The sequence below is a fragment of the Coprococcus sp. LG101-27 genome, from assembly GCF_027695515.1.
GTDB lineage: Bacteria > Bacillota > Clostridia > Lachnospirales > Lachnospiraceae > Allocoprococcus > Allocoprococcus comes.
The window spans coordinates 250,980-270,584 of record NZ_JAQEUJ010000001.1 but is presented as its reverse complement, the minus strand read 5'-3'; the positions used below and the strand labels follow the sequence as shown (position 1 = coordinate 270,584).

General features: G+C 42.9%; 17 protein-coding genes. 2 read left to right on the top strand and 15 right to left on the bottom strand.

Features of this window, described 5'->3' with window-relative positions:
- Positions 1-55 precede the first annotated feature (55 nt).
- Positions 56-934, bottom strand: coding sequence for a shikimate dehydrogenase (locus PG766_RS01345; protein WP_008375048.1), 879 nt, complete (start codon positions 932-934; stop codon positions 56-58).
- Between the two features lie 223 nt (positions 935-1,157).
- On the opposite strand from PG766_RS01345, the gene PG766_RS01340 reads away from it, so the two are divergent.
- Positions 1,158-2,042 (top strand): LysR family transcriptional regulator, encoded by an 885-nt coding sequence (locus PG766_RS01340; RefSeq protein WP_270590292.1) that lies wholly within the window; start codon positions 1,158-1,160, stop codon positions 2,040-2,042.
- Here PG766_RS01340 and PG766_RS01335 read toward each other — a convergent pair.
- Positions 2,039-2,929: a LysR family transcriptional regulator gene (locus PG766_RS01335; RefSeq protein WP_270590291.1), complete on the bottom strand. Its 891-nt coding sequence runs from the start codon at positions 2,927-2,929 to the stop codon at positions 2,039-2,041. The two genes, PG766_RS01340 and PG766_RS01335, sit on opposite strands and share 4 nt — an antisense overlap.
- 397 nt (positions 2,930-3,326) lie before the next feature.
- Between PG766_RS01335 and PG766_RS01330 the strand changes: the two genes are divergently transcribed.
- Positions 3,327-5,327: an oxidoreductase gene (locus PG766_RS01330; RefSeq protein WP_117834069.1), complete on the top strand. Its 2,001-nt coding sequence runs from the start codon at positions 3,327-3,329 to the stop codon at positions 5,325-5,327.
- A 225-nt stretch (positions 5,328-5,552) separates the two neighbouring features.
- Here the strand turns inward: PG766_RS01330 and PG766_RS01325 are convergent, their stop codons facing one another.
- The 13 genes from PG766_RS01325 to PG766_RS01265 form a co-directional block, all read right to left on the bottom strand.
- On the bottom strand, positions 5,553-6,068 hold the full coding sequence (locus PG766_RS01325; protein ID WP_270590289.1) for a YqeG family HAD IIIA-type phosphatase: 516 nt from the start codon (positions 6,066-6,068) through the stop codon (positions 5,553-5,555).
- Positions 6,061-6,852 carry a shikimate kinase gene (locus PG766_RS01320; protein WP_022220383.1) on the bottom strand — a complete coding sequence of 264 codons (792 nt, stop codon included), beginning with the start codon at positions 6,850-6,852 and terminating at the stop codon, positions 6,061-6,063. The genes PG766_RS01325 and PG766_RS01320 overlap by 8 nt, the downstream gene beginning before the upstream one ends.
- A 106-nt stretch (positions 6,853-6,958) precedes the next feature.
- The gene (locus tag PG766_RS01315) at positions 6,959-7,687 is read right to left on the bottom strand and encodes a peptidoglycan recognition protein family protein (RefSeq protein ID WP_270590287.1); all 729 of its coding nucleotides are present in this window, start codon (positions 7,685-7,687) and stop codon (positions 6,959-6,961) included.
- A gap of 276 nt (positions 7,688-7,963) precedes the next feature.
- Positions 7,964-9,418, bottom strand: a complete 1,455-nt coding sequence (gene guaB, locus PG766_RS01310; RefSeq protein ID WP_055155624.1) for an IMP dehydrogenase — start codon at positions 9,416-9,418, stop codon at positions 7,964-7,966.
- A 207-nt stretch (positions 9,419-9,625) separates the two neighbouring features.
- Entirely contained in the window at positions 9,626-10,117 is a 492-nt protein-coding gene (locus tag PG766_RS01305; RefSeq protein WP_270590286.1) for a DUF6106 family protein, read from the bottom strand.
- A 100-nt stretch (positions 10,118-10,217) separates the two neighbouring features.
- Positions 10,218-11,843, bottom strand: a complete 1,626-nt coding sequence (groL, locus tag PG766_RS01300) for a chaperonin GroEL (RefSeq protein WP_008375030.1) — start codon at positions 11,841-11,843, stop codon at positions 10,218-10,220.
- A gap of 83 nt (positions 11,844-11,926) precedes the next feature.
- Positions 11,927-12,211, bottom strand: a complete 285-nt coding sequence (locus tag PG766_RS01295; RefSeq protein ID WP_022220380.1) for a co-chaperone GroES — start codon at positions 12,209-12,211, stop codon at positions 11,927-11,929.
- A gap of 118 nt (positions 12,212-12,329) precedes the next feature.
- A complete protein-coding gene (locus PG766_RS01290) occupies positions 12,330-12,635 on the bottom strand; it encodes a hypothetical protein (protein WP_008375025.1) in 306 nt (101 codons plus the stop codon).
- 87 nt (positions 12,636-12,722) lie between these two features.
- Positions 12,723-13,505 (bottom strand): GTP-sensing pleiotropic transcriptional regulator CodY, encoded by a 783-nt coding sequence (gene codY / locus PG766_RS01285; protein ID WP_022220379.1) that lies wholly within the window; start codon positions 13,503-13,505, stop codon positions 12,723-12,725.
- 154 nt (positions 13,506-13,659) lie between these two features.
- Positions 13,660-15,747 (bottom strand): type I DNA topoisomerase, encoded by a 2,088-nt coding sequence (gene topA, locus PG766_RS01280; protein WP_270246196.1) that lies wholly within the window; start codon positions 15,745-15,747, stop codon positions 13,660-13,662.
- Positions 15,748-15,779: 32 nt separating this feature from the next.
- Positions 15,780-16,877 (bottom strand): DNA-processing protein DprA, encoded by a 1,098-nt coding sequence (gene dprA, locus PG766_RS01275; RefSeq protein WP_270590283.1) that lies wholly within the window; start codon positions 16,875-16,877, stop codon positions 15,780-15,782.
- 5 nt (positions 16,878-16,882) lie between these two features.
- A complete protein-coding gene (locus PG766_RS01270) occupies positions 16,883-18,409 on the bottom strand; it encodes a YifB family Mg chelatase-like AAA ATPase (RefSeq protein WP_270590282.1) in 1,527 nt (508 codons plus the stop codon).
- A gap of 457 nt (positions 18,410-18,866) precedes the next feature.
- Entirely contained in the window at positions 18,867-19,601 is a 735-nt protein-coding gene (locus PG766_RS01265; RefSeq protein WP_179961080.1) for a type 1 glutamine amidotransferase, read from the bottom strand.
- Positions 19,602-19,605: the final 4 nt, after the last annotated feature.

Below are 19,605 nucleotides of genomic sequence, written 5' to 3'. Positions count from 1 at the left end.
CCTGTTTTTCAAATTTTTCGATTTCTTCTTAAATTCAATACAAGCCTGCCGGGTATTAATCATCGTATCTGATGTTTAATACTTCTTTCATGTGTTCGATCGGCATTTCTTTTCCTGTCCAGAGTTTGAATGCTGCTGCTCCCTGGAATAACATCATTCCAAGACCGTTCATTGTCTTACATCCAACTTCTTTTGCCATAGAACGCATCTTTGTTTCCAGTGGTGAGTAAGGAACATCAATAACAATAAGTTCCGGACGGAAGAATGATTTATCCGGTACAACTGACATTCCTTCCAGTGGTTTCATACCAACACCTGTTCCGTTTACGAAGATGTATGAATCGTTCATTTCTTCTCTTAATTTTTCTTTGTCATCCAGATCGTAAAGAGTAGCTTTGCAATTTGTCTTTTCATTGATCTTTCTTACTGTTTCTTCAGCATTTGCCCAGAATTTATCATGAATATTGAAAATAGAGATTTCTTTTACGCCGTCAAGTGCAGCCTGGATTTCAATTGCTGTAGCAGCTCCGCCTGCGCCTGCGATTGTCATCTTCTTTCCGATCACATCGATATCGTTATCTTTTAATGCCTGCATGAATCCGATGCCGTCTGTGATGTGTCCTGTTAAAACACCATCTTCATTTACGATTGTGTTAACTGCTCCACAAAGCTCTGCTGCCGGAGATAATTTGTCCAGATACTGTCCAACAACTGTTTTATTTGGCATAGACACGTTAGATCCTACCATTTTCAGAGCACGAAGTCCTTTTACTGCATCTTCCAGTGTGCTGTTGTCAACTTCAAATGCAAGGTAAGCATAATCCAGTCCAAGGTAAGCAAATGCTTCATTATGCATTGCCGGTGAGCTTGAATGTCTGATTGGATAAGCCATAAGTCCGATAAGTTCTGTGTGTCCTGTAATTCTCTCTGCCATGATTTGTTCTCCTTTTCTTCTTCCATCGAAATTTATTTCTTTGTTCTTTGAGAATGTTTTTAACGTTTGCCCAATTTTTGTTAATTTTTAAACAACCTCTTGATAGTTAAATTATAGACGATATCATTTGATAGTTCAAATACATCTTATATGCGTTTTTGATAGCTTTTTGGCATCAGTTATGGTATGATTATTTTATATAATATAGAAAGGATTTTTTACCATGACGCTAAATCAGCTTGAATATTTCCAAAAAGTAGCAACCCTGCAGCATTTCCGACAGGCTGCAGAATTACTTAAGATCTCCCAGCCAAGCCTCAGCCGGTCCATGTCGCTTCTGGAAGAAGAACTTGGACTGATGCTTTTTGAACATCATGGACGCAATGTTGTCCTCACCAAATCCGGCCGCGCCTTCCTGGAACATGTCAACCGGATCCTCGAGGAGGTACATATTGCCGAGCATAAGATGAAGCAGCTTGCCGGAAGCGGCGGACATATTGATATCGCCTATGTATTTCCGCTGGCAAACTACTATATTCCGCATACAGTGCGATCCTTCCTGGATATAGACCGTAACAAGCATGTAACCTTCAATTTTAACCAAACGCACACTGCAGATATGATCCAGGGGCTCAAATCCGACCGCCACGATGTGATCTTTGGTTCTTTCGTTGCGAATGAACCGGATATTTCCTTTGTACCCATTCTGAACCAGAATATGGTTGTAATTACTCCAAAAGAACATCCTCTTGTCCAGAAAGAATCCGTCTGTTGCAGTGACCTTACCGACTATCCTCTGATCGGGTATGACCGCTATTCCGGACTCGGTGGCTTCACCCGTAACTTCTATAAAGAAAAGAAGCTGAAGGTAAACATCATCTGTGAGTGTCCGGATGAAAACGCAATTGCTGCCCTGGTTGCCGAAGATTTCGGAATCGCCCTTGTTGCCAGGGTCGATGCGGTTGATCAGGCAAATGTAACCGTACTCCCGCTTGCCGATGCAGACCTTACCCACACCGTTTATATGGGATACATCCGCGACAAATACCAGATTCCCGCTGTCAAACGTTTCATCCAGTTTGTCAAAAGAGATGGGAAGACCTATTAAAGTGCCTTCCCATTGCTTTCTTTTACATATTCAATAAATTCTTTTACAACCGGCGCCAGATATTTTTCCTTCAGCTTCGCCAGATATATATAACGTTCATATGGTGGATTCTCAATATCCAGTACATCTACATTCAGATTTTTAAGTATAGGAATCTCCGGCATTACCGCAATTCCAAAATTTTCTGCCACAAGACCTGCCATCGATGCATCTTCCAGAATCTCATATGCTATCTTCGGCGTCCCTCCGGTCTGTTCAAACAACTGGTCGATCACCGGTCTGAGCCCGCTGTTCTTGGTGAAATATACCTGGGGATAAAGAAGTGTTTCCTTCAGATCAACAGATCCTCTTCCGGCAAGCTCATGGTCTCTTGGAACAACAACAACCAATTTTTCCTTAGCGATCGGTACAAAATCAATCCCGGATTCTTTTTCTTTTCGCGAGCAGAAAGCGATGTCATACTTCTCCTCTTTCAACCCCTGTATAATCTCTGTCGTATTTCCGACAGAAAAACGGAAATTCACATCCCAGTCTTCGTGTTCCTTCAAAAAACCGCCTACAAGCTGTGGAACAAATACACTTCCAAGCGTAAAAATATATGCGAGATCGATCACCCCGCCGGTGTCACTTGTCAACGCCCTTGTCTTTTTTACACCACTGTCCAGAATCTTTAAAGCTTCTTCTACATATTCCAGAAATACTTTTCCGTACTTTGTCAGTACAACGTTACGCCCTCTTTTTTCAAACAGGTTTGTCTCAAGCTCCTGCTCCAGCATACTGATGGCATGGCTGAGACTTGGCTGCGTAATGGACAGCATTTCCGCCGCTCTGGTATAGTGTTCTATATGTGCTAGTGTCACAAAGTAATGCAACTGATTCAGATTCATAAAATCATCACCCTCTTTCCTGTTCTTATATTAAACATAGCATAAATTATTTAATTATTCTATAGTTTTGTTTAAATTGTCTATCTTTTTCCTTTTTCTCGTCTTCCTGGTATAATTTCATTTTTATCTTTTTCAATGTTTCTATAGTTATATTCTATTATTTTTCTATGTATTTTCAATTTGTATTTTTCAGTTTTTTGTAGTTATAATGGATTTAACAAAAACCGGTACGCCCAAGCCGGTATAAGACAACCTCGCGTGACTAAGATTTTTTGAGGATTGCAGGAATTGCATAGCAATGGAGCAATCCGATTACATCAGTGAGTGGCAAAATTTACTTTTGACACTCATATCATTTTATTTTGATTATTAAGTCATTTTTACGGAGGAATTTCTAATGAAAAGCAAATACAAACACATTTTCGAGCCATTTACCATCAAACATATGACGGTCAAGAACCGTATCGTCATGACTCCAATGGGAACCAACTACGGTGAACAGAATGGTGAAATGAGTTTTCTTCATATCAATTATTACGAGCAGCGTGCAAAAGGCGGCACAGGACTTCTCATCGTAGAGAACGCCAGCGTTGATTCTCCACAGGGATCTAACGGAACCACACAGCTTCGTATCGATCAGGATAATTACATTCCAAGACTTTTCAAACTTTGCGAAACAGTACACAAACATGGATCCTGCATTGCAATCCAGATCAATCATGCCGGTGCTTCTGCACAGTCAGCACGTATCAATATGCAGCCGGTTTCTGCTTCTGATGTTCCTTCAAAAGCAGGCGGTGAAATCCCGCGTCCACTGGAAAAAGATGAAATCATGCATATTGTTAAAAAATACGGTGAAGCCGCAAAACGTGCTCAGATCGCAGGGTTTGACGCTGTAGAAATCCACGCAGGACATTCTTACCTTATAAGCCAGTTCCTTTCACCTCTTACAAATAAGAGAACAGACGAATTCGGCGGATCTTTAGAAAACCGTGCAAGACTTGCAAAACTTGTTATTGAAGAAGTTAGAAGACAGGTTGGACCATTCTTCCCTATCTTTGTTCGTATCAGTGCGGATGAATTTATGGAAGGCGGAAATACTTTGGATGACTGTCTTGATTACCTGCAGTACTTCCAGGAAGAAGTTGACGTATTCGACGTATCTGCCGGTCTGAACGGATCCATCCAGTACCAGATTGATGCCAATTACCTTCCGGATGGATGGCGTTCTTATATGGCAAAAGCTGTAAAAGAACGTTACGGCAAACCATGTATGACAATGGGTAACATCCGTAACCCACAGGTTGCTGAAGATATTCTTGCAAAAGGCGATGCTGACCTGATCGGTATGGGACGTGGACTGATCGCTGATCCGGAATGGGTAAATAAAGTAGAATTCGGTGATGAATGTGATATCCGTAAATGTATTTCTTGTAACATCGGATGTGCAGGACACCGTATCGGAATCAACCGTCCGATCCGTTGTACTGTTAACCCGTCTGTAAATGGCGGCGAAGATTACAAAAAGCAGAAAATCAACAAGCCTTGCAACGTTGTTGTGATCGGTGGTGGTACTGCCGGACTGGAAGCTGCATGTACAGCTGCCGAGGTTGGATGCACTACTTTCCTGATCGAGAAGAAACCGGAACTCGGCGGACTTGCCGCCCTGATCTCCAAGATCCCGGATAAGAAGAGACTTGCTGACTTCCCGAACTATCTGATCCATCGCGCAAGCAAGCTGAAAAACCTGTTCATCTTCAAGAACACGGAAGCTACGATTGAAATGATCAGAAGCATGAACCCGAACATTATTGTAAATGCTACCGGTTCTAATCCGCTCCTTCCACCGATCAAGGGTCTTCATGAGAATATTGACAAAGAGGGCGGAAAAGTTTCTTCTATTACAAATATGATCAACCATGTTATGGAATATCCAGAAGATCTGAAAGGTAAAAAAGTCGTTGTTATCGGTGGCGGTGCCGTAGGTCTTGACGTAGTAGAATTCTTTGCTCCACGTGGCGCTGATGTAAGCATTGTGGAAATGATGCCGGTAATCGGTAACGGAATTGATCCGGTATCCAAAGTCGGAACCTTTGCACTGATGGATAAATATGGTGTAAAACAGTGTCCGAATACTGCTCTTCTTGAAGTTAAAGCAGATTCCTTCCTTGTTAAAACACCAGAAGGAAATGAAGAAGAAATGCTATTTGATTATGGATTTGTATGTCTTGGTATGAGAGCAAACGCTCCGATCCTCGATGCAGTCCGTAAAGAATTCGAAGATGAAGATGTTGAAATCATGAACATCGGTGACAGTGTACGTGCCCGCCGTATCATCGAAGGTACAGAAGAAGGACGTAACATCCTGAATGTTCTTGCCAAACATGACTACTTATAAGATTTTGTAAATATAGTATCCCCTCCTGATGTCCCCTGGTTCTCGTTATGAGAACCGGGGGATTTCTATTTACTTTACTAAAAAGAATGTGCCTTGGCACATTTTCGCGCCGAGCGCAGTCGCTTGCGACATTCTTCATCTTCGTGCGAGTGCACATTTTCGGCACGCAGTGCCTTTTATTTGATAGGAAGTTCCTTCAGAATTTCCTATCAAAAAATGCCCTGCCTACTTGCAGGACATTCTCTTTTCGTTCTCTTTTTTATAGAAATGTAATACAATCTTCTCCAGATATCTTTTCAGCACAATCTGGATCTCTTCTTTTGGATTGATTGGCTTCACCAGAATACTCTTCATCCCGGTACGCTTCGCTCCCCACACATCCGTAAAAAGCTGATCTCCGATAAATACAGTGTTTCCTCTGTCCGTTTGCATCAGTTCCATGGCTTTTATATAATTCTTCGTGGAAGGCTTATGCGCATTAAACACATACTTACTCTGCACCTTTTCGGCAAAAGGCTTTATACGTGGTTCCTGGTTATTGGAAATCAGGCATGTATCAAACCCGATGCTGCGCAGCCTGTCAAAAAGACAGATTGCTCTCTCATCTGCCGGTGCTCCATGTGGAACCAGCGTATTGTCAATGTCAAATACCAATCCACGACAGCCTTCCCGATACATTTTTTCAAAATCCAGTACATAAGTGGACGCTACATATTCGTCCGGATAAAAGGTCTTAAACATGATTCTCATCCATTTCCAGAAGCTTCTGAATCAGATCTTCACAGATCTGCAGAACCGTCTTGTTATCTGTATCTACAACGATATCTGCAGCCGCCTCGTATTTTTCTCTTCTTGCTTCCATCAGCTGCTCGATATATTCTACATTCTTGTGTCCATTAAGCAGCGGTCTGTCGTCACTGTCTTTTACACGGTCAAGAATGGTCTGTGGATGTGCAGTAAGAAGTACTACACGACCATTTTTCTTCATCTCTGCGACATTGCGTTCACGCATTGCCACACCACCACCACAGGAAATGATCACATTCTTCTTCTCCTGCATCTCGATCAGAAGATTGGTTTCCATATTACGGAAGTATTCCTCCCCATAGGTTTCAAAAATATCGGAAATACTCATGCCTTCGCGTTCTGCAATCAGCTGGTCCATCTCAACCACTTCCATGGCAAACATGGTACTAAGATAATCAGAGATCGTACTTTTTCCAGCTCCCATAAACCCGATCAGGACAATGTTGTAATCAAAAAGCTTTCTAGCCTGGATCTTCTTACTGTTGCGCTGGATACGCTCAAATACATCATAAATCTCGTCTCTGTGCTTATCATTGTGAAGGCTGAACATCAGTCTCTTCTTCTGCTTTTCTTCCTGTTCCGGCTGCAGGATCGGCATACCATACTCTTCTTTGTATGCCATGATCTTTTCAATGATCGCATATCTTTCTTTTAATGCCTCTGTGATCTTCGCATCACAGTTTGCAAGCTCTTCACGGTATAATTCCAAATCGTTCATCTATCAATTCCTCGTTTCTCACTCTACTGCTTTCCGGGTGCCTTCAATTGCCCATTATACTAAAACATTATAGCAGACACTTTGGAAGTGAATCAATAGATATTTTTTATTTTGCGTTATCCAGGACCGCTTTTACATCACTTTTAAACTGCTTCCAGGCATCTTCATTTTCGACAAAGTATTTCGGACAGATTTTCCCTGTAATATCATAATGTCGGATCACATCTTCTTCTGTCAGCGAAAACTTTTCACACAGCCATGCTGTAAGTTGTACCATGCTCTTATAAGTTGCCTCGTTGAACTTTCCGGTCTCATCCGGATGACAGCACTCAATGGACACCGTATCAAAATTCCGTGTATTGGACGCATAAGCAACCTCCCAGGTTGGTACGCACTGTACGATTTCCCCGTCCAGTCCTACTACAAAATTACTGCTTGCCTGCGTAATGTGACTGTCCTTCAGTCCCTCAAAATAGTTTCTGTTCTCCATCGCTGTCGAACCAGGATTGGCAGTGTAATGAATGACTATTCCGGTAATCTCATTGGTTGAAAGTCCCGGTCTTGAATATTCATTCACAGTTAACAGTTCTACATCAATATCCGGCTTTTGGGCACTGATCACTTCATCAGAAAGCTCACTGTATGCTCTCTGTGCAAAGATTCCTCTTCCACTGATCTTCATAATAGAAAGTGCAAGAAGCAGTGTGATCAGGATCGTACTTCCCACCTTTATATAACGGCTCATTCTGCGCCTCTTATTCGCCTCATAATAGCTTTTTCCATCGCCCCCCCTGTACAGGTTGGCTCTGGTGTTTTTCTTCTTTCTTCGGTTCATTTCGTCATCTCAATCTTTTGTGTTTTTTGCAAATTTTCTGTTGGAATCCCAACTATATCCAGACTATCATAAAATGGTGAGAAATTGTTGAAAAAATTATTATTTTTTTATTAAGGTAGTCGGAAGGGGACGTGTACCCCTCTGAAAAAACAATTGCCACTGGATTCCGTTGACTGTTGAAGGTTTGGGTGAAGTTTGAAAATAGTTGGATAATGTAAGAGAGAAGAATCGTCTCTCTTACGGAAATGATTCTTCTCTCTTGATTAATTTTGCATCTTATTCATCTACGCTGTAGTTTGGTGCTTCTTTTGTGATGTGGATGTCGTGTGGATGGCTTTCTTTGAGGGATGCGGAAGAAATTTTTACGAAACGTCCTGTTGTCTTGAGAGTTTCGATGTCTGGTGCTCCACAATAACCCATTCCGGAGCGGAGACCGCCCATTAACTGGAATACAGTATCTTCTACAGATCCTTTATAGGCAACTCGTCCTTCTACGCCTTCCGGTACAAGCTTCTTCGCATCTGTCTGGAAGTATCTGTCTTTGCTTCCGTTCTCCATTGCTGCGATAGATCCCATTCCACGATATACTTTGTATTTTCTTCCCTGATAGAGTTCGAATGTTCCCGGGCTCTCATCGCATCCTGCGAAGATACTTCCCATCATACATACGTTGGCTCCGGCTGCGATCGCCTTTGTCATATCACCTGAGTACTTAATACCACCATCTGCAATAATCGGAATTCCCGACTCTTTTGCTGCTTCGTAGCAGTCCATAACAGCTGTGATCTGTGGTACACCGATACCGGCTACGATACGGGTTGTACAGATGGATCCAGGTCCGATACCAACCTTTACTGCATCAACACCTGCATCGATCAGCGCTTTTGTTGCTTCTCCTGTTGCAACGTTACCTGCGATCACCTGAAGATCCGGGAATGCATCCTTGATCATTCTTACGGTACGAAGTACATTTGCTGAATGTCCGTGTGCCGAATCAAGTACTACTACATCAACTTTTGCTTTTACAAGAGCTTCTGCTCTTTCAAGACAGTTCGCTGTAATACCGATCGCTGCACCACACAGAAGTCTTCCCTGCGCGTCTTTTGCTGACAGTGGGTATTTGATCTGTTTCTCAATATCTTTAATTGTGATCAGACCTTTTAAGTTAAAATCTTTGTCTACGATTGGAAGTTTTTCTTTTCTTGCTTTTGCGAGGATCTTCTTTGCTTCTTCCAGGGTGATACCTTCCTGTGCTGTTACAAGACCTTCGCTTGTCATGGATTCTTTGATCTTCTTGGAGAAATCTTCTTCAAACTTGAGGTCACGGTTCGTAATGATACCTACCAGCTTTCTTCCCTCTGTGATCGGAACTCCGGAAATACGGAACTTCGCCATCAGTTCATTAGCATCTGCCAGTGTATGCTCCGGCGACAGATAGAATGGATCTGTAATGACACCATTCTCAGAACGCTTAACCTTGTCTACTTCTTCTGCCTGCTGTTCAATCGACATATTCTTGTGAATAATACCGATACCTCCCTGGCGTGCCATAGCGATCGCCATACGATGTTCGGTAACAGTGTCCATTCCCGCACTCATCATCGGTATGTTAAGCTTAATGCCCTTTGTAAGATAAGTTGATAAATCAACCTGATTTGGAATTACTTCTGAATAAGAAGGTACCAGAAGTACATCATCGAAGGTGATTCCTTCTCCAATAATCTTTCCCATGATTTTTCTTCCTTTCTCTCTCGTCTGTAATTTTGATTATCTGCTATGATAACGCATAAATCTATGCTATGTCAAGTCCTTTATCGAGTACATTCGTCCGTCCGTGACAATCACATTTCTACAGATCACTGATAATTCTACGTAACCGTCTTTCCGGATGCAATTGTCCCCCGGAACCTGCAAGCTTTTCTGCACGTCTTTCGGGAATTATTTACAAAATACTTTTCTTGGTGCCAGCATCTTCATTCCTTCACAAACTGTCTTATTTGGCTCAAAAATAATTTTTTTCTTTTCCCCGTTATTTACAACGATCAGCTCATATGTATCTGCCCCCGGCATACCTGAACTATAATCGGTTCCTTTCAGTCCTTGATAAGGTCTGAGTTCCGGCGAACCGGAAGGTGCCAGCATCTCAAGATCCGTCATCTCCATGGAAAACATATTTTTCCGACGGGATTTTGCCATAATCTTATCAATATCAAGACTCCCATTCACAAATAAATACTCATATTCAACATCCATACTCCGGAACAAAAAAACATCCAGTGCGATCATGATCACCGGACCAATTATTCCGAATGGGATCATAAATATAAGTACGACCGACAGAACAGTAAGTATGATAAGTATTGCTTTGATCAGCGTCGTCGAAGATGCTTTCTGCCTCTTCACCAGCTGTTCTGTGTAAAAATCACCCATATCCTAACCTCCAAATTTATATATTAGAACTATTGTAACACTTTTATAATAAAAAGAAAACTCCTCTTCTGAGGAGTTTTCTAAAAATCATATTTTTAGCTTACATCATGCCCATTCCCGGAGCTCCGCCCGCCGGCATAGCCGGTGCATCTTCTTTGATGTTAGCAACAACGGATTCTGTTGTAAGGAGTGTAGATGCAACACTTGTAGCGTTCTGCAGTGCGCTTCTTGTTACTTTTGCAGGATCAAGGATACCTGCTTTCACCATATCTACATATTCTTCATTGTAAGCATCAAAGCCATTTCCCGGTTCAGCTTCTCTTACCTTGTTGATGATAACTGCGCCTTCAAGACCTGCGTTAGCTGAAATGTGGAATAATGGTGCTTCCAGAGCTTTGAGGACTACTTTTGCCCCTGTCTTTTCATCACCTTCCAGAGTTTCTGCAAGTTTGGCAACTTCTTTTGATGCATGGATGTATGCTGATCCACCACCTGCAATGATTCCTTCTTCTACTGCTGCTCTTGTTGCATTAAGAGCATCTTCCATACGGAGTTTTGCTTCTTTCATCTCTGTCTCAGTAGCAGCACCTACACGGATAACTGCAACTCCGCCGGCGAGTTTTGCAAGTCTTTCCTGAAGTTTTTCTTTATCAAAATCAGATGTTGTCTCTTCGATCTGAGCTTTAATCTGTCCGATTCTGGCTTCCAGAGCAGCCTTATCGCCCATACCATCAACGATGACTGTATTCTCTTTCTGAACTTTTACAGATTTTGCACGTCCAAGCTGTGCCATTGTTGTATCTTTCAGTTCCAGACCAAGTTCTTCTGAGATTACCTGTCCGCCTGTTAAGATTGCAATATCTTCCAGCATAGCTTTTCTTCTGTCACCATATCCAGGTGCTTTTACTGCAACTACATTGAATGTTCCACGCAGTTTGTTGACGATCAGAGTTGTAAGAGCTTCTCCTTCGATATCTTCTGCTACGATAAGAAGTTTTGCTCCTGACTGTACGATCTGTTCCAGCAGTGGAAGGATTTCCTGAATATTAGAAATCTTCTTGTCTGTGATCAGGATATATGGATCGTCAAGATTTGCTTCCATCTTTTCCATATCAGTGCACATATATGCTGAAATATATCCACGGTCGAATTGCATACCTTCTACAAGGTCAAGCTCTGTCTTCATTGTCTTTGACTCTTCAATTGTGATAACGCCATCGTTGGAAACTTTGTCCATAGCTTCTGCTACCATCTCACCAACACTGTCATCACTTGCTGAGATAGCTGCTACTCTTGCGATCTGCTCTCTTCCTGTAACTTTGCTGCTCATCTTCTTGATAGCTTCTACAGCACAGTCTGTTGCTTTCTTCATACCTTTTCTTAATACGATCGGGTTTGCACCTGCTTCCAGGTTCTTCATTCCTTCGTGTACCATAGCCTGTGCAAGAACAGTTGCTGTTGTTGTACCATCACCTGCAACATCGTTGGTCTTAGATGCAACTTCACGGATCAGCTGTGCTCCCATATTTTCAAATGCATCTTCCAGTTCGATTTCTTTTGCGATTGTTACACCGTCATTTGTGATAAGCGGTGCTCCGAATGATTTATCCAGGACTACGTTTCTTCCTTTTGGTCCGATTGTTACTCTTACTGTATCAGCAAGTTTGTTGACACCTGCTTCCAGTGCCTTTCTTGCGTCTGCTCCGTATTTAATTTCCTTTGCCATTTCTATCACTCCTGATTCTTAAAAATAAAATTCTGTTCTGATCTGAAAATCTGATTTTTATCTGTATATGATATCCTGCCGGATTATCTGATCACTGCAAGAATATCATTCTGTTTTACAATGATGTATTCTTCATCATCGAGTTCTACTTCTGTACCTGCATATTTGGAATAGATAACTTTATCACCTACTGAAACATTCATCGTAACTTCTTTTCCATCAACAACTCCGCCAGGTCCTACAGCAACAACTTCTGCCTGCTGTGGTTTTTCCTTTGACTGTCCAGGAAGTACGATTCCTGATTTGGTAGTCTCCTCTGCAACTAACTGTTTTAATACAACTCTGTCAGCTAATGGTTCTAATTTCATTATAATTCCTCCTAACTCTATCTTGTTAGCACTCAACAAAATCGAGTGCTAAAAACTTTCTAGGTATAAGATAGCACTCTCTTTCTTTTTTGTCAACATTCGATTTTGAATTTTATAATTACTTTAGATTTATTTCATAAAATCCATTCGTCACCTGCAGAACCAGAATCATACCTGCACGGTTCTCATAACGCTCCTTTATCATCCCTGTACACACAGTCTCACAAGTGATCGTCCGGATCCGGCATTCATATACTGCATCCAGTGAAATATCAGAAAGACTGCCTGAGCGCAGGATCAGATGTACCTGCTCCATCTCCTTCTGATATTCTATGACTGTTGCCTCATAAATATTCTCATCTTTTTCCTTATCTTCTTTCAGATACTGTACCATCGTAAGTACAGCTTTATCTCCATCATACATGCTCTCTTCTCTCCTTTTTACAAATATAATTCCCCGTTAAAGAAAAGGGCATCAGATTTGTCTGATACCCCTCTTTTACTTTTATCCTTAATTCATTTTTTCTTTTTTAATCTTATCCAGTTCTTTGAACACGTAATCATTCACAACCTTGATGTAAGTTCCTTTCATACCGGATGAACGGGATTCGATCACACCCGCACTCTCAAATTTGCGGAGTGCATTGACAATTACAGAACGGGTGATTCCCACACGGTCTGCAATCTTGCTTGCCACCAGAATCCCTTCCATTCCGTTAAGTTCATCAAAAATATGGATGATTGCTTCCAGCTCAGAGAAAGAAAGGGTGCTGATCGCAGATTGTACGATCTGTTCTTTTCTGGTCTCTTCTGCACTCTCTTCATTAACAGAGCGGAGCATCTCAAGTCCCACGACAGTGGTTCCGTACTCACTCAAAATGATGTCATCAATTTCGTACATGGACTCTTTTCTGTATAAAAACAGAGTTCCAAGTCTCTCTCCTGCAATGTTGATCGGAGTAATGATCGCCTGATATCCCTGGGATACATCAGCTGTAAATCCAAGTGTCTGCAAATTAACATTCTCTTTTGTGGAAAGAATACTGAGAAGACGTTCATTCAACATCGGATCAATATGTTCTCCCACTTCGTCCTGCAAAAGTTCATGGATCTCCGGGACTCCTTCACATGTGCTGACACCGAGTACCTTTCCTTTCTTACTAACTACCAGTACATTCGATGCCAGAATCTCTGTCAGAACTTCACAGATATCTGTAAACACAACTTTGCTTGAATTATTATTGTGCAACAGTTTGTTAATTTTTCTTGTTTTATCCAATAATTGTACGCTCATATCTGCCTCCATATACTTTTATTAAAAATGTGCGTTTCCGTTCGCATTTTTCACGAATATGAAATATTGTTGAAATTATGCACACAAATTAGTCAAAAAAATGTGCATATAAATATATTATCATACAATTCTGAATAGTTCAATGAAATTTGATTTATTTTTCATCTTTCTCTTTATTTTTAACAAACCCACACTGTTCATTACCGCAGACAAGTTTATTTCCCTTTTCTACCATATAGCTTCCGCATTTCGGACATTTTTCTTCTGATGGCTTCTGCCATGACATAAAATCACATTCCGGATTATCCTCACATCCGTAATAACGTCTGCCTTTCTTTGTCTTACGCAGTACAATGTCTTTTCCGCATTTCGGGCAGGCAACTCCGATCTTCTCCAGATACGGTTTGGTGTTGCGGCATTCCGGGAATCCGGGACATGCAAGGAACTTTCCATGAGGACCGTATTTGATGACCATATTTCTTCCACATTCTTCGCAGACTACATCGGTTACCTCATCCTCAATTTTAACTGTTTCCAGCTCTTTTTCTGCTTTTTCAACCGCTTCATTCAGATCCGGATAGAAATTGCTGATAACCGATTTCCACTCTACCTTTCCTTCTGCGATCATATCCAGAAGTCCTTCCATATAAGCGGTAAAGTTGACATCGACAATGCTTGTGAAAGACTGCTTCATAATATTATTGACCACTTCACCAAGCTCTGTCATATAAAGATTCTTGTTCTCTTTTGCAACGTATCTTCTTGTAATGATCGTAGAGATTGTTGGTGCATAGGTACTCGGACGTCCGATTCCAAGTTCTTCCAGTGTCTTTACAAGAGATGCCTCGGTGTAATGTGCAGGTGGCTGTGTGAAATGCTGCTTATAGTCAAAGGATTCTTTCGTCAGTTCTGAATCTTTATCGATACTCTTGACCATTACATTTCCACTCTGTTTTTCCTCATCGCTTTCCACATATGCCAGACGGAAACCTTCAAATATAATCTTAGATGCCGATACCGTAAAACGGTAATCATCTGCTCCGATTTTAACAGAAGTTGTCTCATATTTTGCCGGCTGCATTCTGCTCGCCACAAAACGCTTCCAGATCAGCTGATACAGACGGAACTGATCTCTTGTAAGAGATTCTTTGATTTCTGCCGGAACACGGGTAACATCTGACGGGCGGATGGCTTCGTGTGCATCCTGAATATTTTTCCCGTCATTCTTCTGCTTCTGTTCCGATGCAGCCTCTGCCACATACTCTTCTCCGTAGGCTTTTCCAACGTAGGCTCTTGCATTTGCATCCGCCTCCTCAGAGATACGGGTCGAATCCGTACGCAGGTAAGTGATCAGACCAACCGTTCCACTTCCTTTGATATCCACACCTTCATAAAGCTGCTGTGCGATACGCATCGTCTTTGAAGTTGCAAAATTCAATGCTTTGGATGCCTCCTGCTGAAGGGTACTGGTTGTAAACGGAAGCGGTGCTTTTTTGCTTCTCTCACCGCGCTTTACATCGACCACTTTATATTCTGCATCTTCCAGTTCTGCAAGAATCTTATTCATTTCCTCTTCATTATGGATCGTAATCTTCTCATCCTTTGTTCCGTAGAATTTTGCTACAAGAGGCTTCTTTTCTCCCTTTACCTTGAAATTGGCGTCCAGTGACCAGTATTCTTCCGGAATAAACGCTGCGATCTCATCTTCCCGGTCTGCAATGATGCGAAGTGCCACAGACTGCACACGACCGGCACTAAGTCCTCTTTTTACTTTTGCCCAGAGAACCGGACTGATCTTATATCCCACGATACGATCCAGCACACGACGCGCCTGCTGCGCATCTACCAGATCCATGTCGATATCACGTGCATTTTTCAGGGATGCCTTTACCGCACTTTTAGTGATCTCGTTAAAGCTGATCCGGTATACTTTCTTTCCTTCCAGCTTAAGTGCTTTCATCAAGTGCCAGGAAATTGCTTCTCCTTCGCGGTCCGGGTCAGTTGCAAGATAAATCTTATCTGCTTTTTTTACTTCTTTTCTAAGTCCTGCAAGGATCTCACCTTTTCCTCTGATTGTAATGTATTTCGGCTCAAAGTCATGCTCCAGGTCTACTCCCATCTGACTTTTCGGCAAATCTCTTACATGTCCGTTTGATGCCATTACCACGTAATTGCTGCCGAGAAATTTCTTTATGGTCTTCACTTTTGTCGGTGACTCTACAATCACAAGATAACGTGCCATATATTATATTCCTCCATATTAATAGTGTCAGATCATTTAGCTCTGACATAATAATTTTTTAATCTTTCCTGAATGCATCCTTTCAACTGAAGAGATACACAGATTCCCATCACCTCCTGTGGAGTAAGTCCGGTTTCTCTCTGTAAATCATCCAGCCCCCGCGGATACAAACCGAGCTTACTATACACCAAATTTTCTTTCGTTTCAAGCTTTATTTTATTTTTCGTGTCTGATATAATTGCGATTTTCTTCTTTAGCAGCCCTTTTATAACCAGTTCTTCCAGCAAATCTTCTTCATTCAGAAGAATCCCTGCTCCCTGCCGGATCAGGCGGTTACAACCACAGCTCAGCGGCTCTGTCACCATCCCCGGGAGAGCATAAATGTCTCTTCCTTGTTCAAGAGCCATGTCTGCTGTAATCAGGGATCCGCTCTTTTCTTTTGCCTCCATAACAAGTACCACATCGGCAAGTCCGCTGATCAGACGGTTTCTTGCCGGAAAATGCCAGGCAACCGGTGGAGTTCCCGGTGGCTGTTCAGACAGTATGCCGCCCCGCTTTATCAAATCATTATAGAGTCCTTTATGTGCCGCCGGATAACATACATCCGCTCCGCCTCCCAGGACCGCAAATGTTTTTCCTCCAACATTTAATGCAGCCCGGTGTGCCATCCCGTCAATTCCCAGTGCCATTCCACTGATGATCTGGATTCCACTCTCCGCAAGTCTTTCCACAAAGCGAAGCGTCATTTTTTCACCATAGCTGCTACATCTTCTGGCACCCACCACCGCCACCGACGGGATTCCCTCCTGTGGCATCTCCCCGATAAAAAAGAGTGCATACGGCATTCCCGCAAGTTCTTCAAGCCGCTTCGGATAATTTTTCTGGCCACGGACTGCCATCTGAATTCCCCGGTCCACCGCTTTTTGATACGCTTCCCTCCAGTTCCTTTTTTTCTTACTTTCTTTCAGGATCTCCCACTCTTTTTCTGTAATTGTCTGTTCTCTGATTCCTTTTTCTTCTATATAATAGACTGCTTCCGCAGATCCGTTTTTTCTGCATAATTCACACTTCCTGCCACCGGTGATTCCTTCCACACACGCCAGCCAATATGTATACCACATTTCACTCATTTCTCTTATCCCCAGTATTCTTTATCCATAACCCGATACCCCAGTGCCTCTCGAAGTGTCGCAAGATCGATCTCCTCCTTTTCCTCCAGATCTGCGATTGTCCGTGCCACCTTCAACACCTTATGATAGCTCCTCACCGTCAGGTTCATCACTTCATAAGCCTGGCGCATCATCCGTTCTTCCTCTTTCCCAAGATGACAGTATTTTTCAATTTCATTTTGTCCCATCTGTACATTTTTTGTCAGCTTTTCTTCCCGAAAACGTTCCATCTGACGCATTCTTGCAAGCATCACTTTTTCCCGCATGGCTCTGGAATCCATCCCTGTTCCCTTTCCGGTCAGTTCTTCATATTCGACCTTGGGTGCCTCCATGCAGATATCAATCCGATCCAGAAACGGCTGGCTCAACTTTCCCTGATAATTCCGGATCTGCCCGGGCGTACAGGTGCATTGAGGACCAGGAGCCATTCCACAGGGACATGGATTCGTTGCAGCAACCAGCATAAAGTCTGCCGGAAAAATATAAGCTCCCTGCTGCCTTGCCAGATGAATGCATTTTTCTTCCAGCGGCTGCCTGAGCACCTCCAGAACACCTCTTGGAAACTCCGCCAGCTCATCCAGGAAAAGGACACCTCCATGCGCAAGTGTTGCTTCTCCCGGCGATGGGATTCGTCCGCCTCCGATGAGTGCTGCCCGCGTCACGGTATGATGGACCTCCCGGAACGGTCTCTTCCAGATCAGCGGATTCTCTCTTTTAAGCAGTCCCGCCGTACTGTAAATCCCCGTGATCTCCAGACTTTCTTCCCGGTCAAGCGGTGGTAGTATCGTCGGAATCCGTTTGGCAAGCATTGTCTTTCCGGAACCAGGCGGACCGACATAAAGCAGGTTATGTCCTCCTGCCACTGCCACCATCGTCGCTCTTTTTACTGCTTCCTGTCCCTGAATATCACTATAATCTATGTCCCATTCTTCCATTCCATGAGCCTCTTCCTGATCAGGTTTCTCCATCTGAGGCATATACTCACCCTTCAGCCATCTGCATACCTCCTCCAGAGTCTCTGCCCCAAAAATCTGTATTCCCTGCGCCAGCCTTCCCTCATCCTCATTTGACTTCGGAATCACACAGCACCTAAAGCCAGCCCTCTTTGCTTCCAGAACAATCGGAAGGATTCCCTCTACCGGCTGTAGCTTTCCATCCAGTCCGAGCTCCCCTGCAAGTAAAATATCCTCCACTGCTTTTTCCGGGAAAATCCCCATTGCCCCGAGTACTGCAACTGCAATTGGAAGATCAAATACAGATCCCTTCTTGCGGACACATGCCGGCGACAGATTGATCACAATCTTTTTCGCCGGCATGGTATAACCGGCATTGCGCATGGCAGTTCTTACCCGTTCTGCTGCTTCCTTTACCTCAGAAGACAGATATCCCACCATGTGAAACATTGGAAGTCCGTTCCCTGCATCTGCCTCTACCTGCACAAATTCTACTTTCAGCCCCAGAATCGTTGCCGAATGTACCTTATAAAATCCCATATTAAATTCACCCTTGCCTTTCCCCGGCAAAAGTTCAGAAGTTTTATTTCAGAAAATATATGGCGAAATGCCATGAGCGATTTGCTAAAAGAAAACCGATATCTTTTAGAAAATGTATCCTTATGATAGTATGGGTAGGGGATTTTGTCAAGATGATTGGGAGGGGAAATTTGTGGGAGTAGGTTGTGAGGTCATCGTGGGAGAATCATCTCTTTCGATTCCATTGTGCAAACCATTTCGAGAAGCCTCTGAAAGCGAAAATTGTGTCAGCAATGGCTTCCACAATTTTTGAATCTTCTCTCCATTGCACAATAAGTGAATCGAAAGAGATGATTTTCCCACGACGACCGCCGTACTTTACTGGCAAAGTTTTGCCTTGCTGTATCATAGATGGGACAAAATGCCACTGCACAGGTGGGATGGAACCCTGTGTGCAGTGGCATTTTCTAAATAAGCATTATTTACTTAATCTTTGTTTCATGTATTCGTTGGCGTTTAATTCTAAGGTGTCGTCCAGTGGCGCAAGTGGTTCTATTTGACCGTATTTGCGTTCGAGGGCAGTTTGTAATATAAAATCACAGAGTACCGGGTTCTTTGGTAAAAGGGAGCCGTGTGAATAGGTTCCGAAGACATTTTTGTAGCGGGCTCCTTCGGTTTGGTCTTCTCCGTTGTTGCCGTAGCCTTTGAGCATTTTGCCGAGTGGTGATACGCCTTCACCCAGGTAGGTCTTGCCGGAATGATTTTCAAAGCCGACTACGACAGCTCCACTGCTCTCCGGGAGGGTCTCAAACATATAATTGCCAATCATACGCTCTTTTGATCCAACGGTATGAATGTTGATCGCGCCGGTAAAATCGAGCTGGACACCATCCCAGGTCTTATAATACTGGCCAAGCATCTGATAGCCTCCGCAGATTGCGAGGAAGGTCTTTTCATCTTCCACAGCCGCGCGGATCTCTGCTGCTTTTCCGGTCCCCAGGTCTTTCAGAAGGACTTCCTGTTCAAAATCCTGACCTCCGCCAATGAAGAAGATATCATAACGGTTTGCATCCAGCGTTTCTCCGATCGAGCAGCCTTCTACATTGACCTTGATTCCCCGATCCTCCATACGACGTTTCATTGTAATGATATTGCCCCGGTCTCCATACAGATTAAGGATGTCCGGATAGAGATGACAGATATTCAGTTCCATAATT